Source organism: Mesorhizobium sp. Ca11, from assembly GCF_020165275.1.
GTDB lineage: Bacteria > Pseudomonadota > Alphaproteobacteria > Rhizobiales > Rhizobiaceae > Mesorhizobium.
Map to the genome: position 1 here is coordinate 142947 of NZ_JAIUHU010000009.1, position 24625 is coordinate 167571.

23 protein-coding genes are annotated in these 24625 nt (G+C 63.5%); 11 read left to right on the forward strand and 12 right to left on the reverse strand.

The features are described 5' to 3' along the window. Positions 1-8: 8 nt before the first annotated feature. Genes LB538_RS18035 through LB538_RS18045 form a run of 3 tightly spaced genes read right to left on the reverse strand, consistent with a single transcriptional unit; the run spans position 9 to position 4864 of the window. A complete protein-coding gene (locus LB538_RS18035; RefSeq protein WP_224527333.1) occupies positions 9-1556 on the reverse strand; it encodes a SpoVR family protein in 1548 nt (515 codons plus the stop codon). Positions 1557-1584: 28 nt separating this feature from the next. Beyond that, positions 1585-2895: a YeaH/YhbH family protein gene (locus LB538_RS18040; protein WP_095767434.1), complete on the reverse strand. Its 1311-nt coding sequence runs from the start codon at positions 2893-2895 to the stop codon at positions 1585-1587. Positions 2896-2914: 19 nt separating this feature from the next. Next, a complete protein-coding gene (locus LB538_RS18045) occupies positions 2915-4864 on the reverse strand; it encodes a PrkA family serine protein kinase (RefSeq protein WP_095767435.1) in 1950 nt (649 codons plus the stop codon). A 275-nt stretch (positions 4865-5139) separates the two neighbouring features. Here LB538_RS18045 and LB538_RS18050 point away from each other — a divergent pair, with 275 nt between their 5' ends. Further along, on the forward strand, positions 5140-5946 hold the full coding sequence (locus LB538_RS18050) for an alpha/beta hydrolase (protein WP_224527338.1): 807 nt from the start codon (positions 5140-5142) through the stop codon (positions 5944-5946). A gap of 4 nt (positions 5947-5950) precedes the next feature. On the opposite strand, the gene LB538_RS18055 is transcribed toward LB538_RS18050, so the two are convergent. Further along, complete coding sequence (locus LB538_RS18055; protein WP_224527341.1) at positions 5951-6253, reverse strand: BolA family protein; 303 nt, start codon at positions 6251-6253, stop codon at positions 5951-5953. Positions 6254-6389: 136 nt separating this feature from the next. Between LB538_RS18055 and LB538_RS18060 the strand changes: the two genes are divergently transcribed. From LB538_RS18060 to LB538_RS18075, 4 genes are all read left to right on the forward strand, one after another. Then, complete coding sequence (locus LB538_RS18060) at positions 6390-7013, forward strand: J domain-containing protein (protein ID WP_095767437.1); 624 nt, start codon at positions 6390-6392, stop codon at positions 7011-7013. Between the two features lie 125 nt (positions 7014-7138). Further along, positions 7139-8125, forward strand: a complete 987-nt coding sequence (gene cobS / locus LB538_RS18065; RefSeq protein WP_095767438.1) for a cobaltochelatase subunit CobS — start codon at positions 7139-7141, stop codon at positions 8123-8125. Positions 8126-8180: 55 nt separating this feature from the next. Further along, complete coding sequence (cobT, locus tag LB538_RS18070; protein ID WP_224527344.1) at positions 8181-10079, forward strand: cobaltochelatase subunit CobT; 1899 nt, start codon at positions 8181-8183, stop codon at positions 10077-10079. Next, positions 10076-11092: an esterase-like activity of phytase family protein gene (locus tag LB538_RS18075; protein ID WP_224527347.1), complete on the forward strand. Its 1017-nt coding sequence runs from the start codon at positions 10076-10078 to the stop codon at positions 11090-11092. The genes cobT and LB538_RS18075 overlap by 4 nt, the downstream gene beginning before the upstream one ends. A gap of 51 nt (positions 11093-11143) precedes the next feature. On the opposite strand, the gene LB538_RS18080 is transcribed toward LB538_RS18075, so the two are convergent. The 5 genes from LB538_RS18080 to rpmB form a co-directional block, all read right to left on the reverse strand. Continuing rightward, positions 11144-11953, reverse strand: coding sequence for a hypothetical protein (locus LB538_RS18080; protein ID WP_224551547.1), 810 nt, complete (start codon positions 11951-11953; stop codon positions 11144-11146). A gap of 220 nt (positions 11954-12173) precedes the next feature. Next, on the reverse strand, positions 12174-13949 hold the full coding sequence (locus LB538_RS18085; protein WP_224527355.1) for a GtrA family protein: 1776 nt from the start codon (positions 13947-13949) through the stop codon (positions 12174-12176). A gap of 190 nt (positions 13950-14139) precedes the next feature. Beyond that, a complete protein-coding gene (locus LB538_RS18090) occupies positions 14140-14814 on the reverse strand; it encodes a hypothetical protein (protein WP_224527358.1) in 675 nt (224 codons plus the stop codon). Between the two features lie 22 nt (positions 14815-14836). Next, positions 14837-15523 (reverse strand): queuosine precursor transporter, encoded by a 687-nt coding sequence (locus LB538_RS18095; RefSeq protein WP_224527360.1) that lies wholly within the window; start codon positions 15521-15523, stop codon positions 14837-14839. Between the two features lie 113 nt (positions 15524-15636). Then, positions 15637-15933, reverse strand: a complete 297-nt coding sequence (gene rpmB / locus LB538_RS18100; protein WP_095767449.1) for a 50S ribosomal protein L28 — start codon at positions 15931-15933, stop codon at positions 15637-15639. Between the two features lie 256 nt (positions 15934-16189). On the opposite strand from rpmB, the gene LB538_RS18105 reads away from it, so the two are divergent. From LB538_RS18105 to LB538_RS18115, 3 genes are read left to right on the forward strand one after another with little or no spacing between them, the layout of a single operon-like run. Beyond that, positions 16190-16981, forward strand: coding sequence for a DUF3108 domain-containing protein (locus LB538_RS18105; RefSeq protein ID WP_224527363.1), 792 nt, complete (start codon positions 16190-16192; stop codon positions 16979-16981). A gap of 32 nt (positions 16982-17013) precedes the next feature. After that, positions 17014-17901, forward strand: a complete 888-nt coding sequence (locus LB538_RS18110; RefSeq protein WP_095767451.1) for a DMT family transporter — start codon at positions 17014-17016, stop codon at positions 17899-17901. Continuing rightward, positions 17898-18569 carry a lysoplasmalogenase gene (locus LB538_RS18115; RefSeq protein WP_224527366.1) on the forward strand — a complete coding sequence of 224 codons (672 nt, stop codon included), beginning with the start codon at positions 17898-17900 and terminating at the stop codon, positions 18567-18569. The genes LB538_RS18110 and LB538_RS18115 overlap by 4 nt, the downstream gene beginning before the upstream one ends. A gap of 94 nt (positions 18570-18663) precedes the next feature. On the opposite strand, the gene LB538_RS18120 is transcribed toward LB538_RS18115, so the two are convergent. Together LB538_RS18120 and gloB are read right to left on the reverse strand one after the other, a co-directional pair. Further along, positions 18664-19089: a cupin domain-containing protein gene (locus LB538_RS18120; RefSeq protein WP_224527370.1), complete on the reverse strand. Its 426-nt coding sequence runs from the start codon at positions 19087-19089 to the stop codon at positions 18664-18666. Positions 19090-19142: 53 nt separating this feature from the next. Further along, positions 19143-19910 carry a hydroxyacylglutathione hydrolase gene (gloB, locus tag LB538_RS18125; protein WP_224527372.1) on the reverse strand — a complete coding sequence of 256 codons (768 nt, stop codon included), beginning with the start codon at positions 19908-19910 and terminating at the stop codon, positions 19143-19145. Positions 19911-20044: 134 nt separating this feature from the next. On the opposite strand from gloB, the gene LB538_RS18130 reads away from it, so the two are divergent. From LB538_RS18130 to LB538_RS18140, 3 genes are all read left to right on the forward strand, one after another. Then, entirely contained in the window at positions 20045-20821 is a 777-nt protein-coding gene (locus LB538_RS18130) for a class I SAM-dependent methyltransferase (protein WP_095767455.1), read from the forward strand. Positions 20822-20935: 114 nt separating this feature from the next. Then, a complete protein-coding gene (locus tag LB538_RS18135) occupies positions 20936-22765 on the forward strand; it encodes an ABC transporter ATP-binding protein/permease (protein WP_224527375.1) in 1830 nt (609 codons plus the stop codon). A 61-nt stretch (positions 22766-22826) separates the two neighbouring features. Further along, positions 22827-23618: a DUF1194 domain-containing protein gene (locus LB538_RS18140; protein ID WP_411909033.1), complete on the forward strand. Its 792-nt coding sequence runs from the start codon at positions 22827-22829 to the stop codon at positions 23616-23618. Positions 23619-23632: 14 nt separating this feature from the next. Here LB538_RS18140 and LB538_RS18145 read toward each other — a convergent pair whose 3' ends face one another. After that, complete coding sequence (locus LB538_RS18145; RefSeq protein WP_224527381.1) at positions 23633-24562, reverse strand: glycosyltransferase family 2 protein; 930 nt, start codon at positions 24560-24562, stop codon at positions 23633-23635. Between the last annotated feature and the right edge of the window lie 63 nt (positions 24563-24625).

The window sequence follows — 24625 nt, forward strand, 5'->3', positions numbered from 1 at the left end:
GATGCCGCTCAGAGTTCCTTGGTCCAACGCTCGCTGAGTATCGCGCCGGTACCGGCATCGATTGCCGCCAGGCTGACATCATAGCCCCAGAGGTTGCGGATATGGCGCAGCGTCGCGTCGCGGCTCTGGCCCTCGAGCATGACGCCATCCTTGACCGTGTGCTGGAGCCGCAGATGCCGGTCGCCGAGCAGGTCGACGTCAACCACCTGGATGTCGGGACGGTTGGCGCCGATATCGTAGCTTTGCGCCAACGCCGACCTTATCTTGCCATAGCCGCGCTCATTGTGAATTGAGGCCACCTCATAGTGCGGCTCGTCGGCACCGTCGGCCAGAACGAAGAGCCGCCATTTGCGGATCAGCCTTGGGCTCAGATACTGCCGGATGAAGGATTCGTCGCGATGGTTGGCCCAGGCGTCGAGCAAGGTGTCGCGCCAGTCGCCGCGGCCGGCGATGTCGGGAAACCAGTCGCGGTCCTCGGCGGTCGGCGCGGTCGAGATGCGCTGGATGTCCTGCATCATGTCGAGACCCAGCGCATAAGGATTGATGCCGGAAAAGCGGGGGTCGTCATAGGCCGGCTGGAAGACCACGTTCGAGTGGTTGCGCAGGATTTCGAGCATGGCGCCTTCGCTGATGCGGCCACGGTCGAACAGCATGTTCATGAGCGTGTAATGCACGAAGGTCGCGCAACCTTCGTTCATCACCTGGGTTTGCCGCTGCGGATAAAAATATTGCGCGATGACGCGCACGATCCTGACGATCTCGCGCTGCCAAGGCTCGAGGACGAGACTGTTCTTTTCGAGGAAATAGAGCAGATTCTCCTCTGGCAGATTGAGCGATTTCTTCCGCTCGGCCGCGTCGTCGTCACCGGCTGTTTTGGTATCGTCGCTCTCTTGCGAAGGCGGTAGTGTCCGCCAGAGATCGTTGAACGAACGCTCCTCGTATTCCAGGCGCTCGCGCAGCCCTTCACGCTGCTGCTCGGACGACAGTCTCGGCGGCCGATGATAGCGGAACACACCCTGCTCCATCAGCGCGTGGGCCGAATCCAGGATTGCCTCCACGGCCGCCAAGCCATGCCGTTCCTCGCATCGGGCTATGTAGCTCTTGGCAAAATCCAGATAGCTCAGGATGCCGCCGGCGTCCGTCCATTGCCGGAAAAGGTGATTGTTCTTGAAGAAATGATTGTGTCCCAGCGCGGCATGCGCCGTCACCAAAGCCTGCAGGGCCATGGTGTTTTCTTCCATGAGGTAGACGATACAGGGATTGGAGTTGATGACCAGTTCATAGGCCAGACCGCGTGCGCCCTTACGGTAGAGCAGTTCGTTGTAGAGGAAGTGCTTGCCGAACGACCAATGCCGGTACATCAGCGGCATGCCCACCGACGAATAGGCGTCGAGCATCTGCTCGGAAGAGATGATCTCCATCTGCACAGGGTAGATGTCGAGGCGAAGCTCTTCGAGGCCGATCGCTTCGATCTCGTCATAGACCCGGGACAGCTTGTTGAAATCCCAGTCCGACCCGGAAAACAGCAATTCGGATTTGCGCGCCTGGCTGACCATCGGCCTATGTTCCTTCGAGCCTCAGTCCTCAAGCGCTCTTGCGCAGATCAGGTTGCCTGGCGAAGAGCTCGCGGAAGACCGGGTATATGTCGGCCGGCGCGGCGATGCGCCTCATCTGGAAATTCGGCCATTTCCCATCGACGGCATTGTAGGCGCGCCAGAGCGATGTGCCGTTCTCGGTCGAGCCGAAAATGTGGCTTTCCCGCTCGTCGATGATCTCCACATAGGCGAAATACTGGCAAAGCCGCATCAGCTTGCGGTCGAGCAGTTCTATGCAGCGCTCGGAATCGGTGGCGAAATTGTCGCCGTCGGAGGCCTGTGCGGCGTAGATGTTCCATTCGGCGACCGGGTAGCGTTCCTCGATGATGCGGTGCATTTCCTCGAGCGCGGTGGAGACGACCGTGCCGCCGCTTTCGGTGTGGTAGAAGAACGTATGCTCGTCCACCTCCTTGGCTTCGTGAGTGTGGCGGATGAAGACGACCTCGGTGCGTTCGTAGCGCCGTGTCAGAAACAGATGCAGCAGCACGAAGAAGCGTTTGGCCAGATCCTTCTCGCGCTCTCCCATCGAGCCGGAGACGTCCATCAAACAGAACATCACCGCGCTGGCGTTCGGCACCGGCTGGGGATCGAAGCGATTGAACCGGATATCGACCGGATCGACATAGGCAATTCGCCTGCGCCTGCGCTCGATCCGGTCGAACTCCTCGCGCAGGGCAGCGATGCGTTCGCTCATGGCCGTGCTTGCCGGCTTCGCTTCAAGCTCGGCAATCTGCAGGGCGATTGCGTCCAACTCCGCCTGCTTGGGGCGTCTGAGCGCGATGCGGCGCCCATGGCTGTTGCGCATCGTGCGCCCGACATTGATGTTGGTCGGCGCTCCGCTTGCCGTGAAGCCTGCCCGTCTCGGCTTGAAGCTCAGTATCTGCTTGAGATTGAGCTTGACCAGATCCGGCAGTTCGAGGTCCTCGAAGAAAAGGTCGAGCACTTCCTCGCGTGACAGCACAAAGCGGAAGTCGTCTTCGGATTCCGTGGTCCCTGGAGCCGATCCGTAGCCTCCGCCGCCGCCCGGTTTGGAGATAAGATCGCCAGGGCTGAATGTCCTGTTGCCGGGCAGGATGTGCTGGCGCCTGCCGCTTTCCTTGTCGTCACCGAAGGTCGGTTCGCTGGTGCCCTTGCGAGGCATCGGCACGGCATGCTCGCGGTCAATGTCGGCGATACGACCTGTCCGGACGTGGTCGCGGATGCTGCGCTTGAGCTCATCACGGGCGCGCCGGAGGAAGCGCTGGCGATTGCCCAGGCTCTTGTCCTTCGGGTTCAGGCGGCGGTCGATGAAGATCGGCATGGAACCGTCCCGGCTTTGCTCAACCCGCCTTGTTCACGCGCATATACCAGTCGACCAGCCGGCGAACCTGCCGCTGGGTGTAGCCGCGTTCCACCATGCGCTGCACGAATTCGTTGTGCCGTTTCTCCGTGACGCTGTCCTGCTTGGAGCCGAAGCTGATCACCGGCAGCAGGTCCTCGACCTGGCCGAACATGCGCTTCTCGATGACCTCGCGAAGCTTTTCATAGCTCGTCCAGGAGGGATTGCGGCCATGGTTGCGCGCCCGGGCACGCAGGGTGAATTTGACCACTTCGTTGCGGAAGTCCTTCGGGTTGGCGATGCCAGCCGGTTTTTCGACCTGCGACAATTCCTTGTCCAGCACCTCGCGGTTGAGGATCTGGCCGGTGTCGGGGTCCTTGTAGTCCTGATCCTCGATCCAGGCGTCGGCATAGGCGATGTAGCGGTCGAAGAGGTTCTGACCGTACTCGCTGTAGGATTCCAGATAGGCCTTCTGGATCTCATGGCCGATGAACTCGGCATAACGCGTCGCGAGTTCCGACTTGATGAATTCGAGGAAGGCGGCTTCCGTTTCTTTCGGAAATTGCTCGCGCTTGATGGCCTCCTCGAGGATGTACATCAGGTGCACGGGATCGGCCGCCACCTCCTTGGTGTCGTAGTTGAACGTCTGCGACAGGATCTTGAAGGCAAAGCGCGTGCTGACCCCGGTCATGCCCTCGTCGACGCCGGCAGCGTCGCGATACTCCTGGACCGACTTGGCCTTGGGGTCGATCTCCTTGAGGTTCTCGCCGTCATAGGCGCGCATCTTGGTGTAGAGCGGCGAGTTCTCGTGCTCGGCAAGGCGGGTCGAGACGGTGAAGCGGCTGAGGATGTCCAGCACTTCGGGCGCGCAGGGGCTGTTTGCCAGCTCGCTCTCGCGCAGCAGCTTCTCGTAAATGTGCCTCTCCTCGGTAACACGAAGGCAATAGGGAACCTTGACCACGAGGATGCGGTCGAGGAAGGCTTCGTTGTTCTTGTTGTTCTTGAACTGCTGCCATTCCGATTCGTTGGAATGGGCCACGACGATGCCCTGATAGGGGAAGGCACCGAAATTCTCGGTGCCGTTGTAGCTGCCTTCCTGGGTTGCCGTCAGCAATGGGTGCAGGACCTTGATGGGCGCCTTGAACATCTCGACGAATTCGAGCAGCCCTTGCGTGGTCCGGTTGAGGCCGCCGCTGTAGGAGTAGGCGTCCGGGTCGGACTGGCTGAAGTGCTCCAACTGCCTGATGTCGACCTTGCCGACCAGGGCCGAGACATCCTGGTTGTTCTCGTCGCCGGGCTCGGTCTTGGCGATGGCGATCTGGCGCAGCCGCGACGGCATCAGCTTGACCACGCTGAATTTGGAGATGTCGCCCGACAGTTCGTCGAGGCGCTTGGCCGCCCAGGGCGAAATCAGTCCGTTCAGGCGGCGGCGGGCGATGCCGTATTTATCCTCCAGCAGATCGCCCATGCGATCGGGATGGAAAAGGCCGAGCGGCGATTCGAAGACCGGGCTGATCTTATTGCCGACCTTGAGCGTGTAGATCGGGCGCTCCTCCATCAACTTCTTCAGCCGTTCGGCCAGTGAGGATTTGCCGCCGCCGACCGGGCCAAGGAGATAGAGAATCTGCTTGCGCTCCTCGAGGCCCTGCGAGGCATAGCGGAAATATCCGGCGATGCGCTCGATCGTATCCTCCATTCCGTAGAAATCGGAGAAGGAGGGATAGACCTTGATGGTGCGGTTGGAGAAAATGCGGCCGAGCCGCTCGTCCTTGCTGGTGTCGACCAGGTTCGGCTCACCGATCGCCTCAACCATGCGTTCGGGCGCCGACGCATACATGGATTTGTCTTCGCGGCAGGCCAGGAGATATTGCTGCAGGCTGATCTCTTCCTGAGCCGCGTTGGAATAAATCTCCGAAAACAGATCGAAGACGTCTGATTGGTTCTCGCGCATGGTGCTTTGCCTCGGAGCCGGTGGGCTGCCAATCGGCTCATCGCTGCATCAACTGCCGGAAAGCACTGTTTGTTCCCTTCACACGAAGGATAGCGCATGCAATCTGGCATTGACCCGGGGGATACCCGACGCGGCCGAAAATGCTCGCCCGAGAAATACGTGGTGATTGCCGGCGGAGCTTCAAGGTCCTGATTTGGTTTGCTGCCCACAAGTTGTCATTATTGATCCAATCGAGGTGCGCGGCGCGCTTGCGCCGCAGCCTGGCCGGAGATGACATGATCGATCGACGCGGCTTCATCGCGGCATGCCTGGGGGCGCTGCTGCCGGCAGGTGCGTCAGCCGCCAGGCGTCCGGGCCGGCAGGCACCGCAAACCCTCGATTACGGTCCGGCCAAGCTCGATGTCTACGCGCCGGACGGCGCAAACAACCTGCCGGTGGTTTTCTTTGTCCATGGCGGCGCCTGGCGGTTCGGCAAACGCGGCCAGGTCGGCTCAAAGCCGGACTTCCTGCTCGCCAATGGCTTCGTGTTCGTCTCGATCGATTACCGCATGCTGCCAGAAACCGATGTCGCTACCCAGGCCGGCGACGTCGAAAAGGCCTACGGCTATGTGCGCGCCAACATTGCCCGATACGGCGGCGATCCCAGTCGCATCGTCGGCATGGGCCATTCGGCCGGGTGCCATCTGATCGCGCTGACCGGCATGCGCGGCGGGTTGCCCGGTGTCGCCGCGCTGATCCTGGACGATACCAGGGCCTATGATCTTGCGGCGCTTTCCATGAATGGCGGCATGATGGGCGCCTATGCGCGTGCCTTTCCCGACCCGACACAATGGGCGGCGCTATCGCCGTCGACCCATGTCGACGGCAGGAAACATCCGCCGACCTTCATCGCCTATTCGCGCGCGCCCGGGCGCGCCGAAGCGTCGAAGGCTTTCGCGGAACGCCTGCGCGCCGCCGGCGCCAAGGTCACGCTGTTCGATGGCAGCGCCTATACGCATATGTCGATCAATCGCGATTTCGGCCAGGACGGCGACGCCTTGACCGCGGCTGTGTTGGCCTTCCTCAAGGCGAGCGTCGGCTGAGAGCTTACCAGCGCGTCTTCTCGCCGGGTGCCGCTGGCTCGATCGCCAGCGCATGCACGCCGGCTTTCAGTTCGTCCGCGAGCAATTCGTTGACGGCACGGTGGCGCTCGATGCGAGCCATGCCGGCAAAGTTCGGCGAAACGATGCGAACGCGAAAATGCGTCTCGCCGCCGCCGTCGAACGTCGCGTGGTGGCCGGACTCGACGTGATGATGACCGGCGTGAAGGTGGCTCTCATTGATGACCGCTAGCCGTTCGGGCGAAAATGCCGCTTTCAGCTTGTTTTCGATTGTCGACTGTATGGACATCCGGGTTTCCCTTCCCCACATCTGCGGCATAGCCGCAAAATCTTGAATTTCGACCGCTTTTAAGCCGCGATTCAGCGGTTAGGGCGATCATCGGCGAAATGTCAATTCTTGTTTCGCACATGCGAACAGCCCATAAATGGGTGAGATGAAAGCGTACCCCAAATATTTCGAGAAAATTCGAATTCGGCCGGAGAAGGACGCGGAGCTGAAGTCGCGCGCCCCGATCTGCCAGTGGGACGGCTGCAACGAAGCCGGCACGCATCGCGCGCCGGTCGGGCGCCTCAAGGAGGGCGAGTATTTTCGCTTCTGCTTCGACCATGTGCGCGAATACAACAAGGGCTTCAATTACTTCTCCGGCGTGTCGGACACTGAGATCGCCCGCTTCCAGAAGGAGGCGCTGACCGGCCACAGGCCGACATGGCGCATGGGCGCCAATGGCGGCGGGACGCGCTCGGCGCCGGATTTCGCGCAGCAGCGTTCGGGACGGGCCGGCTACTACAACCGCATGCGCGATCCCTTCAACCTGTTCAGCGGCGGAGCACGCGAGCCGCGCGAGCGCAAGGCAAAGCCACTTGAGGCCAAGGCGCTGGAAACGCTTGGCCTTGACACAAAGGCGACTGGTCAGGACATCAAGGCGCGCTATAAGGAACTCGTTAAGCGCCACCATCCGGATGCGAATGGCGGCGACAGAGGTTCGGAAGACCGGTTCCGCGATGTGCTGCAGGCCTATCGCGTGCTCAAGCAAGCAGGATTGTGCTGAGCGGCCCCACGGTACCAAGTCGTTTTTCCAACTTTCATATGGTTGGAAAAGGCTCTAAGACCGCCCCCGGACAAAATCGATTGCCGGCGAAACGCGGCGTTTCGCCCGTGGAGACGTTGATAGTGATGAACAAGGTCGATCGCGACATCGCCAACCTGCCCGACACGACCGTGCCGGTGAAGGAGAAATTCGGCTTCGATTCCAAGATGATCGTTCCCGCCTATTCGGCGGCGACGGAGCATGTGCCGGACATCGACCCCGACTATCTGTTCGACAAGGCGACGACACTGGCGATCCTCGCCGGCTTTGCCTACAACCGTCGCGTCATGGTGTCGGGCTATCACGGCACCGGCAAGTCGACGCATATCGAGCAGGTCGCGGCGCGGCTCAACTGGCCCTGCGTGCGCGTCAACCTCGACAGCCATGTCAGCCGCATCGACCTCGTCGGCAAGGACGCCATCGTCGTCAAGGAAGGGCTGCAGGTCACCGAATTCCGCGACGGCATCCTGCCCTGGGCCTATCAGCACAATGTGGCGCTCTGCTTCGACGAATATGATGCCGGCCGTCCGGACGTGATGTTCGTCATCCAGCGCGTGCTGGAATCGTCGGGCCGCCTGACCCTGCTCGACCAGAGCCGGGTCATCCGCCCGCACCCTGCATTCCGGCTGTTCGCCACCGCCAACACGGTCGGCCTCGGCGACACCACGGGTCTCTATCACGGCACGCAGCAGATCAACCAGGCGCAGATGGACCGCTGGTCGATCGTCACCACGCTCAATTACCTGCCGCACGACAATGAAGTGAATATCGTGCTGGCCAAGGCCAAGCACTATCGCGACAGCAAGGGCAAGGACATCGTCAACAAGATGGTGCGCGTCGCCGACATGACGCGTTCGGCCTTCATCAATGGCGACCTGTCGACCGTGATGAGCCCGCGCACCGTCATCACCTGGGCCGAGAACGCCGAGATTTTCGGCGATATCGGCATGGCGTTCCGGCTGACCTTCCTCAACAAGTGCGACGAGTTGGAGCGTTCGGTGGTGGCCGAGTTCTACCAGCGCGCCTTCGGCGAGGATCTGCCGGAAAGCGCCGCCAACGTGGTGCTGGGGTAGGCGCGCGGCTGAAAAGGCCTCCAGCCTTTCAGCATGAATCGCGCAGGGAATGATCATGGCGGGTCCAGGCGACAACACGCGCAACAAGCCGAAGAACGGGTCTGAAGCCGACAGCTTCAAGCGCGCGGTGACCGTGTGCATGCGCGCCGTCGCCGGCGACAAGGACCTCGAGGTCGGTTTTGCCAAGGACCGGCCGGCTTTGGCCGGCAACCGCGCGCGCCTGCCCGAACTGCCGAAGAAAGCGTCCCGCAACGACATTGCGATCACGCGCGGCCTGGGCGATTCCATGGCGCTGAAGCGCGCCTGTCACGATCAGCGCATCCACAACAGGCTGGCGCCGGAAGGCAAGCTGGCGCGTTCCATCTTCGACGCCGTCGAGCAGGCGCGCGTCGAGGCGATCGGCAGCCGCGCCATGCAGGGCGTGGCCGACAATATCGGCTCGATGCTCGAGGACAAATACGCCAAGGCGAACCTCGTCGACGTCAGGGACAAGGCGGACGCGCCGCTCGAGGAAGCGATTGCGCTGATGGTGCGCGAGAAGCTCACCGGACGTTCCGTGCCGAAGAGCGGCGAGCGGCTGGTCGATCTCTGGCGTCCCTGGATCGAGGAAAAGGCGAGCGGCGAGCTGGACGGCCTGTCGGCCAAGCTCGAGGACCAGCAGGCCTTTGCCCGCGTCGTGCGCGACATGCTGGTTTCCATGGAAATGGCAGAGCAACTCGGCGACGACCAGGAAACCGACGACTCGGAGGAAAACGAAGAGAACGAGCAGCAGGGCGAGGAACAGAGCGAGGAAGGCGGCGAGGAGGATTCAGGCTCCGAGCAGTCGCAGTCGGAAGATGCCGAAGCCTCCGCCGACGACGAAGAGTCGGCCGAGACCGAAGCGACCGACGCCACCTCCGACGACCTGTCCGATGAGGACGACGCCGACGCCGAGACGCCGGGCGAGGCCAAGCGCAACGACAATCCGTTCCTGAACCTGCCGAAGGAGATCGACTACAAGGTGTTCACCACCGCCTTCGACGAGACGGTGGGCGCCGAGGACCTGTGTGAGGAAGAGGAGCTCGACCGGCTGCGTGCCTTCCTCGACAAGCAGCTTGCCAACCTTTCCGGCGTCGTCGGGCGGCTCGCCAACCGGCTGCAGCGCCGGCTGATGGCGCAGCAGAACCGCTCCTGGGATTTCGACCTGGAGGAAGGCTATCTCGATCCGGCCCGCCTGGTGCGCGTGGTCATCGACCCGATGCAGCCGCTGTCCTTCAAGCAGGAGCGCGACACCAAGTTCCGCGACACGGTGGTGTCGCTGGTGCTCGACAATTCGGGCTCCATGCGCGGCCGGCCGATCACCGTCGCCGCGACCTGCGCCGACATCCTGGCGCGCACGCTGGAGCGCTGCGGCGTTTCGGTGGAAATCCTCGGCTTCACCACGCGGGCGTGGAAAGGCGGGCAGGCGCGCGAGAAGTGGCTGAAGGATGGCAAGCCGCCTAATCCCGGCCGGCTCAACGATCTGCGCCACATCATCTATAAGTCCGCCGATCATCCGTGGCGGCGTGCGCGGCGCAATCTCGGGCTGATGATGCGCGAGGGCCTGCTGAAGGAAAACATCGACGGCGAGGCGCTACTATGGGCGCATAACCGCCTGATCGGCCGGCCGGAGCAGCGCAAGATCCTGATGATGATCTCCGACGGCGCGCCGGTCGACGATTCCACGCTGTCGGTCAATCCGGGCAATTACCTGGAACGCCATCTGCGGGCGGTCATCGAGCTGATCGAAACGCGCTCGCCGGTCGAGCTTCTGGCGATCGGCATCGGCCACGACGTCACGCGCTATTATCGCCGCGCTGTCACCATCGTCGATGCCGAGGAACTCGCCGGCGCCATGACCGAGCAGCTCGCCTCGCTGTTCGGCGAGGAGAGCGCACGCGACACGCGGCGCGGCGGATTGCGACGCGCCGGATGATCCTTTCGGGGCGGTGTGCGCGGCGGACGCTTTTCGCCTGCGTGCTGGCCTGCGCCTCACCGGCCATGGCCGCTCCGGGAACTCCCGTCGAAACAGTCGGGATTTCGGCGCGGCCGATCAGCCAGTTCCATATCGGCCGCGACGAGACGCGGTTCGGGCCGCTTGAATTCGTCGGCGGGCTGGAGATGACTTCGCAGGCGCGCGATTTCGGCGCGCTGTCGGCCTTTCGCTTTCTGAAGCCGGGCAGCGACTTCATCGGCGTCGCCGACACCGGCTTCTGGTTCTTCGGCACGATCACGCATGACGCCGACCGACGTCCGTCGGGCGTTTCGAACTTCCGCCTGCAGCAGATGGTCGACGCTTCGGGCCGGCCGATCAACCGGAAATGGAAGGTCGACGCTGAGGGGCTCGCGGTCAGGGACGGTATCGCCACCGTCGGCTTTGAGCGCGACCAGCGCGTCGCCCAGTTCAAGATCGATCCCGACAATATGAAAGCGCCGATCCGGCAGCTCGATTACCAGATCCCCGCCCGGGAGCTGCGCCAGAACCGCGGCTTCGAGACCGTCACCCATGCCAATCCTTATGGGCAGCACGCGGGCGGCCTGGTCGTGGTCTCGGAGAGGAGCCTCGATGAAGCCGGCAACGTCTATGCCGCCATCATCGAGGGGCCGCATAAGGGCATCTTCACCGTCAGACGCGACGGCGATTTCGACGTAACCGACGGCGCCTTCCTGCCGGATGGCGACCTGTTGCTGCTTGAGCGCAGTTTTTCGATCGCGCGCGGGGTGAAAATGCGGCTGCGGCGCATCTTTGGCGAAAGCGTCGAGAAGGGCGCGGTCGCCGACGGGCCGGTACTGATGGAGGCCGATATGGGCTACCAGATCGACAATATGGAAGGGCTGGATGTCTGGACCCGCGAGGATGGCGCGCTGATGGTGTCGCTGATATCCGACGACAACCATTCGATCCTGCAGCGCAACCTCTACCTGGAATTCATCCTGCACCAGGATTGACGACGGCTGGCCGGTATGGATTCAGCCGTGCCGACGGGGCGCGCCGAAAGATTACCGGCCGACGTGGCGGACTTCGTTCATCACGAAATTGGCCGCGCGCTTGCTCCGGTTGCGGATCTTGAGCGTCGCGGTGTTGTCCACGAAATAGGTATGAATAATGCTGTCGCGGGTGCGGATTTCCGGTCCGACAGTGTCGACCGCGTGCCAGGTGTCGGTGCCGACCGCAAAGGCGTAGCCGGTGTTCGGCGAAAACGACATCCGGTGCGAATTCTCGAAACGCCCGTCCGGCATGCGCTCGGCGAAGCGGGTGCCGATATGGTTGATCGAGTCGTCCTCCGGCAGGTAGAACTGGACCGTGATGCCCTTCCATTTCGTGTCAGTATGAAAGCCGATCTTGTAGCCCGCCACGTCGCGCGTCAGCATCGGCACCGGATACATGCCGACCTTCATGAAGTCCGAGCCGAACCGGCGCTCCAAGCCCGGGGCAAGGCGGCGCATGAATGCGTCCTTAAGCTGCGGCGCATGCAATGCCTTGCCAACCAGGGACCAAATCGCCCGCTTCTCCTGCGGCAGATGGCGGATGTATTCGGGGTAGAGGTCGATCTTGATCCGCGTTGCGGTGCCGTCAGCCTTGATATTCACATTGTTGCGTCCCTTGAGCGCACGATATTCGCGCGCCTCCGGCATGGCGGCGCGCATGCGCCGATAAAGGTCCGCCGGGAAAACATCGGTCATTTCCAGATGCCAGAAAGGCTTTTCCACAAACGCGGCGCGGTTCACGGCGTCCACCATGTGAGAGACAACATGCTGCAGCGTTTGTGTGGCTGATGCTGGCGCCGCCGCGCCCTCTATGGCCGACATGGATGTCTTCTCCCCAAGCTAAAACCCCGAATCCAAATTTCTTGAATACATATATCGCCGCCTAAACGAAATGCTAACCAAAGCACAGGCTGGATTGCAACGATCCACGGAACTGATTTCGATAGCGGTTTTCTAAATCACGCAGTGAAATTGCATCAGCGCAGAGCAGCCGTGTTGCGAGGGCGCTGTCGACGATGCTGATATGGCCGCGGGCCGATATTCAGCGGATCTTGTAGATCTCGATCGGCTTTCCGGCTGTAGACTGCTCCAGTTCGAGCCATTCCGGCAGGTCGCCCCGCAGCAACGCCGCGACAAGGCCCTTCGGCGCGTCCAGAGCCAGCGATATCTCTTCCGTGTTGCCGCGGCAGATCGCGACCAGCCCGACATGCTCGCGTTCGATGACGGCGCGGGCGGCCTCCGGCGTCCCCATGAAAGCGTCGAGCATGGCGAGATTGCCGCCGACATTGCGGTGGTAAGGGCCGGCCAGCGCCCGATGGCCGGTGAAGGTCAATATTCCCGAGCCGAGATTGGACGAGGCAAGCACCGTCGTCGCGGGCATCGCGGCAAGATCGTGGAAGTCGCCCGGCTTGCCGCAGGTCACGGCATGGTCGGGGTCGGAATTAACCCGCTGTGGCGCCTGCCGAACCACGGACTGCGCCGCCACCGCGACCCCGGCCCAGGTCGCGTTGAGCGAGACCAGCCACGCCATGACGATGCCGGTGGAAAGGCGCCACGAGGGCGCGGCGTCCGCCCGCAGGCGGATTCTCGCGATCCAGGCCGAAAGCGGCAGCACGGCGATGGCGACGGAGAAGGTCGAGCCGCGCACCTGCCATAGGCTGACGCCGAAGGCGACGACGAGCAGGATGGTGGCGAGCATCTCGGCGCGGCGCAGGCGACGGCTTCGGAGCTGAAAGCCGACCAGCAGGATCGCGATGAAGGGCGTCACATAGCGCGCCGCCATCAGCTTCGGCTGGTGGATGGCGACGCTCCAGAAGGGCTGCGCTTCGACCACGTCGGCCAGCCAATAGGTGCGGATACGTTCGTCCATGCCCGCATAGGGCGATGCCAGGCATTGCGGGAAGAACACGATCACAACGACCGCGACCGCCGCCATCAGCGCCAGTATCGAAACCAGCCGCGCCCGGCGGCTCGATGCGGCAAAGGTACTGGCGATCACGAGGCCGAAGCCGGACAATGCGGCCACGGCGAACTGGAAGGAGGAGAAGGCGTCGCATTGGGCCACGCCCCAGTCGGCGGGCCGGATGGTCGCCACGAAGACCAGGGATGCAATTCCGGCAAATCCGAGGCCGAAGTCTCGCGCCGTGACGCGCTCCTTGTCGTCGAGGACGAACAGGACAGCCGCACAAATGCCAAGCACCGCCACATAGGGAGCCGTCTCCATGCCGACCGCGAGCGTCAGGCCGGCGCAAATGCCCGACAGAAGGGCCGCGGGCCGCCAGGAGGGCGCTTCCATCAGAAGCCAGAGGCCGGCCGCCGTCAGAAGCAGCTGGACATTGTGGTGATCGATCACGCCCGGGCTGTAGATCACCAGGTAGAAAAGCGCCGCCGTCGACAGAATGACTGCCGGCATCGCGACATTCGCAGCGGCGAAGCGCTGCGAGGCGCGCATCAGCACGAATATAGTCAGCCCGTAGAGGAGGGTCGGCCAGATGATCTGCGCGGCTCGCTCGGCCGTGGCCGTGCTGGCGCCCAGCGCATCGAAGGCCATGATGATCAGCGCGAGCGGCGTATCGACAAGCCGCGACCAATGCATGACGAAGCCGCCCGAGATGCCCATCCTGTATTGGTGGAGATCGAACCAGCTTTGGCCGCCTAGCAGGTCGCGAACCTCGACCAGCCGCAGCATGCTGTCATTATCGGCGCCATAGTCGCCAAGGGTCGGAAAACCGGAAACGGCGTTGATCGTCAGCACCACCAGCGTGGCGCACAGCGCAAGCAGAAGGTCGTTTTTCCAACCGGTGCCCGGCATGGTCATGCTGGTCGCGATGTCCTAGAGCAATTCCAGGAAAAATGTGCCACGGTTTTCCGTCAGGAATTGCGTCAAAACAAAGAGATAGAGTGGTCCGCCGTTTCCGTGAAATGGCGGACCACTCTGGAGAATTTTCGCGATCCTGCACGATCGGGCGTAAGAAAGCGTAAAGCCGCCGCGGCTGTGGCTGAAAGCGTCAGCCCTGATTGGTTGCGATCCAGATGACGTGGCGGGCGCCGCGCTTGCCGTTGGCCCGCGTGTTGATCTCCTCGACCACGAAGCCGGCCTGTTTCAGCCGCCGGGTGAAGCCGCTGTCCGGCCCCTGCGACCAGACCGCCAGCACGCCGCCGGGCCTCAACGCGGTGCGTGCGGCCGCAAGGCCGGCGGCGCCATAGAGCGCATCGTTGCCCTCGTGGACGATGCCTTCGGGACCATTGTCGACGTCGAGCAGGATCGCGTCCCAGACGGCTTTCTCCGCCCCTATCACCTGGCCGACATCGGCCTCGCGAATGGTGACGCGGGGATCATCGAGACAGCCGCCGAAGATTTCCGCCATGGGACCGCGTGCCCAGGCGACGACCGCGGGGACGAGTTCGGCAACGGTGACGGCAGCATCGCCATTGAGCGCGGCGAGAGCGGCGCGCAAGGTAAAGCCCATGCCAAGCCCGCCGATGAGGATGCTTGGCCGCCCGCGTCCGGCGATACGCTGACAGGAAAGCCTGGCCAGCGCTTCCTCGGAACCGCTGAGGCGGCTGTTCATCAGCTCCTTGGTGCCGAGCATGATCGAGAATTCAGCGCCGCGCCGCTTCAGGCGCAGCTCCTGGCCGCCATCGGGCGTGCGGGCGGAGTCAAGCTGAACCCAGGGGATCACGGCCCGATTCCACTTGCTGGGATCATGCTCCGACCGCGACCGCCGGCTGGCTCCAGCGCGCGGCGAGCAGCCGGTAGGGGATCAGCGCCACTACGGCGATGATCAGCTTGACCGAAAGGTCGCCGAGCGCCCAGGAGACCCAGCGCATCGTCTCGACCGGCAGCACACCCATCAGCGGCGCGGTCTCCAGCGCGAAGCTGTCGTTGGGACCGGCAAAGGCGAAGGCGGCGGAGAAGGCGACGCCGAAGAAGACGACGGTATCGAAGATGGAGCCGACCAGCGTGCCGACGATCGGCGCGCGCCACCAGCTCTGCCGGCGCAGCCGGTTGAAGACGGTAACGTCCAGCAATTGCGCGGCGAGGAAGGCAGCTCCCGAGGCGGCTGCGATGCGCACCAGCCGGTCGGCGGCGGTCTCGAACTCGATCAGTCCATGACGGAACAGGAAGGGCGGAATCAGGATCGAACAGGTCACCGCGGTCATGAAGCCGACGAACACCACCTTGCGCGCCACGGCCGGGCCATAGCGGCGGTTGGCGAGGTCGGTGACCAGGAAGGAGAAAGGATAGGTGAAGGCGCCCCAGGTCAGCAGGTCCGCCAACGACAGGCCACCGACTTGGCCCTGCATCGGGAACTGCACGAGGATGTTCGACGCCACGACGACAAACGCCATGGCGGCCACGAAGGGCAAATATCGCGTCAGGAAATACATTTTTTTATCCTGGGTAATGGAACCAGCCGAGCGTCATGCCGACGCTCGCTCCTGTTTCGAGCACCGGTCTGGCCGGGGCTCGAGGCGGTCGTCCCCCGCCTAAAAACTGCGGCTTAAGCGGCCGACTGCTCGGCCAGCTTCTTGGCGATCTGCTTCTTGAGCAGACGGGCGCGCTGCGACAATTCCTTGACGTCGGCCTTGGCCAGGAAAGCGTCGAGGCCGCCGCGGTGCTCGACCGAACGCAGCGCGTTGGCCGAAATGCGCAGGCGAACATTCTGGTTCAGCGCTTCGGAAATCAGCGTCACATTAACCAGATTCGGCAGGAAGCGACGCTTGGTCTTGTTGTTGGCGTGGCTCACATTGTTGCCAGTCTGGACTGCCTTGGCAGTGAGTTCGCAGGTGCGGGACATCTTGTCTAACCTCAGTTCTAAGCCTGCCAAACCATTCTGCCCGCGCCGGGCGGCGCGCGGTCTCGGTCAGGCGGCCTTTGGAAAAGTTGGCGTTCCATAGTGGCATTTCACCACTGCGTCAAGCTCCGGCACGCGCCCCGCTGTCAGGCACGCTCCATATAAAGGCCGGATTTCACAGTATAAGCCCCTCGCGAAGGGATCTGACAGGCTGGAGCCGCTGCGTTCCGGCCGAACCGCCAGGGATCAGCCAGCCGCCATGCTCCGTCCTTCTCATGCACTTGCCGCCCTGCTTGCCGTTGCCGTGCCGGCAACGAGCTTCGCCGCCGCGCCGCCGCAGTCGTTCAAGGGCGAGTATACGGTGTCGTTTCTCGGCCTTTCGATCGCCAGGGCGACTTTCTCCAGCCGATACCAAGGCGACAACTATGCCATTGACGGCACCGTCTCGGCCGCCGGCCTCGGCAAGTTGTTCGACGACACGAAAGGCACGATTTCCTCGAAAGGCACCATTTCCGGTAAGCAGATGCAACCGCACGCATTCCGGGCCGACTATACGTCGGGCAAGAAGGCCTCGATGGTCGATATCCGCTTCAACAACGGCGCCGTCACCTCCACGCAAGTCGTTCCCGCGCCAAAGAAGCGCGATCCGAAGAGCTGGGTGCCGCTGGGCGATAGCGACCTGAAATCGGTGCTCGATCCGATGGCCGCGACCGTCATCCATGCCGACAGCCTGGACAAGGTCTGCGGACGCACGGTCAAGTTCTATGATGGCGAGATGCGCGCCGACCTGACCTTGACCTATGCCTCCAAGGGATCGATCTCGGTGCCGGGCTACAAGGGCGACACGGTGACCTGCAAAATGGGCTTCGAGCCGGTGGCGGGCTATCGCAAGGGCCGCAAGGCACTGAATTTCCTGAAGAACAAGAGCCGCATGCTGGTGACGTTTGCACCGCTCGGCCAATCCGGCATATATGCGCCGATCCGCGCCACGGTCGGGACCCAGATTGGTCCGCTGACCATCAGCGCGAGACGGTTCGAGGCGGTAAATTAGGACAGGCGCCACCGCGCGCCGGCGGGGGAAATATGGGGCGCGCAACACTGATCGGGTTTTCGGCGGTCGCCATGTGGGCGCTGCTGGCGCTGCTCACCAACGCTTCCGGACAGGTGCCACCCTTCCTGTTGTCGGCCATCACCTTCGCCATCGGCACCTGCGTCGGGCTCGTGGCGCGGCTGGTGATGCCGGCTTCCGACCGGGGCCGGAAGATCCCTCGCCAAGTCTGGGTGATCGGCATTGCCGGGCTGTTCGGTTATCATTTCTTCTACTTCACGGCGCTGCGCAATGCGCCGGCGGTCGAGGCGAGCCTGATCGCCTATTTGTGGCCGCTGCTGATCGTGCTCGGCTCGGCGCTGATGCCGGGCGAGCGGCTTGCCTGGAACCATGTCGTCGGGGCGCTGCTCGGCCTTGCCGGCACCTTCCTGATCGTCACCAAGGGCGGCGGGCTGGCCTTCGACGCGCGCTACGCCTTCGGCTATGCGATGGCGGCCGTCTGCGCGCTGTTGTGGTCGTCATATTCGCTCTTGTCGCGGCGCTTTCCGTCGGTGCCGACCTCGATCGTCACCTGGTTCTGCGCGGCGACGTCGGCGCTGTCGCTGGCCTGCCATCTGCTGCTTGAGAAGACGGTGCTGCCGGACAGCCTCGGGCAATGGCTGGCCGTCATCGGGCTCGGCCTGATGCCGGTGGGCGCGGCCTTCTATGCCTGGGACATCGGCGTCAAGCGCGGCAACATCCAGGTGCTGGGCGCGGCGAGCTATGCCGCGCCGCTTCTGTCGACGCTGGTGCTGATCGCTGCCGGCGTCGCCGAGCCGTCGCTGCGCATCCTCGCTGCCTGCGTGCTCATCACCGGTGGCGCTGCGCTCGCGGCGAAGTCGCTGCTGATGCGCAAGCCGGCGGCGAAAGAGGTCAACGCATGATGCCGTTTTCCGGCGGCATCGAGGCCAACGCCAACGCGACGCTTTTGTTCTCGTTCGTCGCGGCCGTGATCTACGCCTTTGCGCTCGACATGCCGCCGAAGTGGACGCGCACGGCGGCAAAGACGCTTGCCGTGGCTTTGCTGGCCGTGCTTGCCGCCATGCAGGGCGGTCCGCTGCTGCTCGTCGCGGCGCTGGCACTCAGCGCCGTCGGCGACGCCTTTCTGTCACGCGACGGCGAAAAGGCCTTTCTCAGCGGGTTGGCGAGCTTTCTCGCCGGTCATATCGCCTATATCGCGCTGTTTTCGCAGGCAGGCGGCGGGCTCGGCCTGTTGAGCGCCGAATCCTGGCGCGGCGCGATCGCCTTGGCCATGGCCGCATTCAGCATCGTCATGCTCGCCGCGCTCTGGCGCCGCGTCGGCCCGCAACTGCGCGCGCCAGTCGCCGTCTATGTCGCGGCGATCCTCGCCATGGGCATTTCGGCGCTCACCACGGACCATCCCTGGGTGATTGCCGGCGCGGTGCTGTTCATCGCCTCGGACGGGCTGCTGGCGGCCGAGCGCTTCCTGCTCGCGGCGATCTCGCCGCAGCTCGTGTGGATGCGCCATGCGGTCTGGGTGCTTTACTATGCCGCCCAGTTGGCGATCACGCTGGGACTTCTACTCGCCTAGTGCGTTTCACCGTTTCACGGAAACGACGAAACGCCCTATCTCTTTTTTTCGCAATTTCGGACGGAAAACCGCTCACACTTTTCCTGGAATTGCTCTAGACCGGCTGCCAGCCCGGCTCGGCCAGTTCGAAAGCGGCGAAATCGAAGCCCGGCGCCACGGTGCAGCCGACCAGCGTCCACTCGCCGAGGCTGCGCGCCGACTGCCACCAGCCGGCCGGCACGATGATCTGCGGCCGCTCGCCGGCGGTAAGGGCCGTGCCAAGCACCTGCTCGATGACGGCGCCTGCGCCTTCCTCATGCATCGACAGCGCCAGCGGCGCTCCAGCATAAAAATGCCAGACCTCGGCCGCATCCTTCACCCGGTGCCAGGCCGAAAGCTGGCCGTGCTCGAGCAGGAAATAGATCGCGGTCGAATGACCGCGCGGGCCGCCTGTGGCGTCGCGAAAGGTCTCGGCGTACCAGCCGCCCTCCGGATGCGGCTCGAGGCCTAGCCTTGCGATGATCTCGGCGGCGCTGGTCATTGGCGGCCTTTGCTGCGACGAACGTCGAGCCTTTTGGTCGACATGCGGTGGAACTAAAAATTGTCTTTGCGCTTGCGGATCTCGGCAAACACCTCGGCATCCGAGGCTTTCTCCATGCCGAGACGCTTACGGATCGCCGGGTCGTGCCAGCGCAGGAACGGGTTGGTCGACAACTCCTCGCCGATGGTCGTCGGCAATGTCGGCTTGTTGTCGGCGCGCAGCGCTTCGATCCTCGCCGCGCGCTGCTTCAGCGCTGAGTTGGTCGGGTCGACCGTCACCGCGAAACGGGCATTGGCCAAGGTGTATTCGTGGCCGCAATAGATGGCGGTTTGCGCCGGCAGCGCCGCCAGCTTCTTCAGCGATTCGTACATGACCGGCGGCTTGCATTCGAACAGGCGGCCGCAACCCAGCGCAAACAGCGTGTCGGCAGTGAAGGCCACCTTCGAAGCCGGCAGATAGTAGGATACGTGGCCGGCGGTATGGCCGGGCGTCTCGATGACCTCGATGCGTTCCTCGCCAAGGAGCACGACCGAGCCCTGGCTGACCGTCTCGTCGATGCCCGGGATCTTCGCCTTCTCCGCTTCCGGGCCGACGATGCGCAATTTGAAGCGTTCCTTCAGCGCCAGATTGGCTTCGACATGATCAGCATGATGGTGCGTGGTGAGGATCAATGTCGGCGTCCAGCCGGTGCGCTTGACCGCCGCCAGGATCGGCGCTTCTTCCGGCGCGTCGATGATCGCCGTCTGTCCGCTTTTCGGGTCGTGGACCAGCACGCCGAAATTGTCGGTGCGGCACATGAACTGCTCGATTTCGACCGGCATCGCATGTCTCCCTTTGTCGTCGCAGACATAGGGCGGCCGGCCGCCGATGTCATCCGGGTTTGTTGAACTCGGCACCTTTGTTGAACTTTCCGCCTTTGTTGAACTTGGGCCCCTTCGCAGCTACCGTCGCGCGCATGCATTCGGATATCGTCGACCTGCGTTCCTTCTATTCGACCACGCTCGGGCGCCTGGCCGAGCATTCGATCACCATGGCGCTGTCGTCCGTATGGGCGACCGTTCCCAATGAGCGGCTGGTCGGCCTCGGCTATGCGCTGCCATGGCTGGAACGCTTCGGCACCGATGCCGAGCGCGTCTTCGCCTTCATGCCGGCGACGCAAGGCGCGGTGGTGTGGCCGGTGTCGGGGCCGACGGCGACGGCGCTAGTCTTCGACGAGGAACTGCCGCTGGTCGATTCCTGCATCGACCGCGTGCTTTTGGTGCATTCGCTCGAACATGCCGAAAATCCGCGCGAGACGCTGAACGAGATCTGGCGGGTGCTGTCGCCGGCGGGCAGAGTCGTCATCGTCGTGCCCAACCGGCGCGGCGTCTGGGCGCGGTTCGAGCACACGCCCTTCGGCAATGGCCGGCCGTTCTCGCGCGGCCAGTTGACCGAGCTGCTGCGCGAGGCGAATTTCACCCCGGCGACATGGAGCGATGCGCTGTTCTTCCCGCCGTCGCCGCGGCGTTTCATGATGCGCTTCCACAATGTGCTGGAGAAGGCCGGCCGGCGGTTCTGGCCGATCTTTTCCGGCGTCATTGTCGTCGAGGCGCAGAAGCGGCTCTATCAGGGTGTGCCGGTCGCGCAGCGTGCCTCTCGCCGCGTGTTCGTGCCGGTCTTCTCGCCGCAGGGGGCAACGCGGCTTGGCCGGCGTGCGGCTGATGCCGCGCCTGGCCAAGTGACGCGTTCGTGATCGCCGCGCCTTGCATCGCGCGGCAATCGTCACCCTATCTGAGGCATGCCCGAGCTAAGGCATGCTCGCTCGGCGCGGTATTCATGACCGAAGCGGAAATCAGGAATATCCTTCATGGACGACCAGACCAATAAAAAGCCGGGGCCGCAGAAACCCGTTGTCTCGGTGGAGGCGAGCAGCCTCGCCGACCAGGTGGCGACGATCAAGCTGGGGCTGAAATCCTCGCCGGTGCGCAGGCAACTTGCCTGGGTCTCCATCGGTATCGTCGCGGTCATCGTCGCAACCTCGGTCGGACAGGTCCTGCTCAATCGCTGGAACCAGCCTTTTTACGATGCGCTGGCCCGGCGCGACATGACGGCCTTCCTGCACCAGCTTCTGGTCTTTGCGATGATCGCCGGCGGGCTTCTGGTGCTCAATATCGGCCAGACCTGGCTCAACCAGATGATCCGTCTGAGGCTGCGCGAGGCGCTGACGCTCGACCTCATCGATCAATGGATGCGCCCGGCGCGGGCCTTCCGGCTTGCCAATGCCGGCGCCATCGGCGTCAATCCCGACCAGCGCATGCAGCAAGATGCCGCTCATTTGTCGGATCTGTCGACGGATCTGGGCGTCGGCCTGCTGCAGTCGTTCATTCTGCTTGTCTCCTTCATCGGCGTGCTTTGGGAGCTGTCTTCCGGCTTCGTGTTCCATGTCGGCGGCCATTCGCTGGAGATACCGGGCTACATGGTCTGGGCCGCGTTCTTCTATGCCGGCATCGCCTCGTGGCTGAGCTGGCTGGTCGGGCGTCCGCTGATCGGCCTCAACAGCGAGCGCTACACCCGCGAGGCGGAGCTGCGCTCCTCCATGGTGCGGGTCAACGAGAATGTCGATGCGATCGCGCTCTATCATGGCGAGCCCGACGCCAGACGCCGGCTCGAGCTCGATCTCGGCACGGTGCTGGGCGCCATGCGGCGCATCTTCACCGCTCAGATCAACCTGGCCTGGGTGACCGACACCTATGGCTGGATAACGGTGGTGGCGCCCATCCTGGTGGCGTCGCCGGTCTATTTCTCGGGCGACATCTCATTCGGCGGGTTGATGATGGCGGTCGGCGCCTTCAACCAGGTTCATTCATCCCTGCGCTGGTTCATCAACAACATCGGCAGTATCGCCGACTGGCGCGCGACGCTGATGCGCGTGGCCGATTTCCGCATCGCGCTCACCGAAACCGACGCGCTGCATGACACGGAAAAACACATCCAGTTCGGCGAAAACGCCAATGGCAGCCTGACCTTCGACACGCTTCAGGTGGCTTCGCCGGAAGGCTGCACCAAGCTTGCCCAGACGGATGTCGAAATCCACGCCGGCGAGCGCGTCATGATCACCGGCGAGCCGGGTGCCGGCAAGACATTGTTCTTCCGCGCCCTTGCCGGCCTGTGGCCGTGGGGAAGCGGCCGGATTGGCCTGCCGGCTGGCGAGACCCCCATCTTCGTGCCGCGCGTGCCCTATTTCCCGGCCGGCACGCTGCGCGAGGTGCTCGATCATCCGAACGGCAAGGCCCCGGCCAGCGATGCCGAGATCGCGGCGGTGCTTGGCGAGGTCGGCCTCGATCCACTGGCAACCACCCTTGATCGTCCCAGGCGATGGGAACGCGAGCTCGGCGATGACGAACAACGGGCGCTGGCTTTCGCCAGGCTCGCCTTGCGCAAGCCGAAATGGGTGATCATCGACGAAGCCCTGGATGCGTTCGACGGGCCGACGTTGCGGCGGGTGCTAGCCATGCTGCAGAAGCGCCTGCCCGAAACCGCAATCATCAATATCGGGCGGGGCCAGCACAACACCCAGTTCTTCCCGCGCGCGCTGAATATCGTGAAGGATACCGGCGCACCGGCTTTGAAGCCGGCCCGTGTCCGCGCCGGCGCGATCGAGCCACCACCCATCGCTGCCCGCCAGGGGAAGAAATAGCTTATTTTCGCCGTGATCGCCGGGAAAATCCGCCGGGTCGTTCGAGGCTGCCATGCTTGCGATGCTCGGCCTGCTTGTGTGCCTTGCCTGCGCCGAGGCGGCGCCATTGCCCATGCCGGGCAAAGGCGCGCCGGTGGACGTGGAACTTGTGCTTGCCGTCGACATCTCGCAGTCGATGGACCAGCGTGAACTCGCCCTGCAGCGCGCCGGCTATGTCGAAGCGCTACGCCATCCCGACTTCATCAACGCCGTACGCTCGGGTCCAAATGGCCGCATAGCGCTCGCCTATTTCGAATGGGCGGGCGTCGTGCGCGAGGACGGGGCCATTGCCTGGCAGATCATCGACGGCGAGGACAGCGCCAACGCCTTCGCCGACAAGATCGCCACGCGGCCGTTCCGCAGCTTCCGAGGCACCTCGATCTCGGGCGCCCTCGGCTTCGGCGCCGGGCTCCTGGAGAGAACCGGCTTTTCGGCGCCACGCCGCGTCATCGACATATCGGGAGACGGGCCCAACAATACCGGGCTGCCCGTCACGGCAGTCCGCGATGCCGCCGTTGCCAGCGGTGTCGTCATCAACGGCCTGCCTATACTGATCAGTCCGTCGCCGAGTGTGGGCCGTCTCGACCGCTACTACGCCGACTGCGTGACCGGAGGAGCCGGTTCGTTCGTGCTGCCGATCTACGCGGCGTCCGAATTCTCCACCGCCGTCCGCCGCAAGCTGGTCCAGGAAGTCAGCGGCCTGACAGACGCCAGCTCCTTCCACGTTGAGGATGCGATGCCGGTCGATTGCCTGCTGGGCGAGCGCCTGCGGCAGCGGTTTTCCGATCCTTATTTCCCGGAACTCGACAGATAGCCGTCTTGCGGTTCTCAGACCGCCCGGGCGCCGTATTTGGCGCGGAACTCATCGTAGCAATCGCGCCGCCAGCGGCGGCCGACGACATAGCCGCGCAAGAGTTCGGCGGGCGAGTAGCCGAGCGACTTGGACGACCGGTTGGCATGATAGCCCGAAAACGCCTGCGGCAACCTGCCCTTGAGGATATCGGCGATGATCTGACGCGCAATCATGTAAGGCGGAACGTCGGGATAGCGGTCGGCGATATAAGGATGCTTGTCGATCAGACTGGCATAGGCCTCGACATAGCCGTCGCGGCGGCCGGAGATCGAATTCTCCGAATTGTACTTCTTCCAGTCGATATCCTCGGACAGCAAGGCGCCGCCGCGTTGGGCAAAGCGCAGCAGCAATTCGCGATCCTGCATGCGCGTGATGTCGCTGTCATAGCCGCCGATCGCGAGCAGCGACTCGCGTCTTGCGGTGATCGCCGAGCCGGCAATGAAGATGGTCTGCGAGACCAGGGCGCGCTGCAGCGTGCTCTTGTCGAGGAAGGCGTCGCGATTGATGCATTTGGTGCTGCGGCCGCCCTTCAGCGATACGAACGAGCTGATGAGGACTTCGAGCGAGGGGTTCTGGTCGAAGCGCGCCAGCGTCCGTTCCAGCCGGTCGGGCAGATAGACGTCGTCCGAATCGAGAAACGTCACGACCGGCGCCCGCGCGCGCTCGATGCCCGCATTGCGCGCGGCATTTGCACCGCGCCATTTGGCGCCGACATAAATCAGCCTCGGGTCGCGGATTTCGGCGAGCGCAGCGGCCGTCCCGTCGGTCGAACCGTCGTCGACCACAATGTGCTCGAAGCGGGTAAGTGTCTGCGCCAGAACGCTTTCCACCGCGCGCACGACCTGGCTGCGACGGTTATGGGTTGGCGTGATCACTGAGATCAGCGGAACGTCCTGGCTCGACATCGGGCTGCCACCACCGGTCGGATCTAGCGTTTGTCGGATGGGTCCGATGGCTATCTTCGTGTC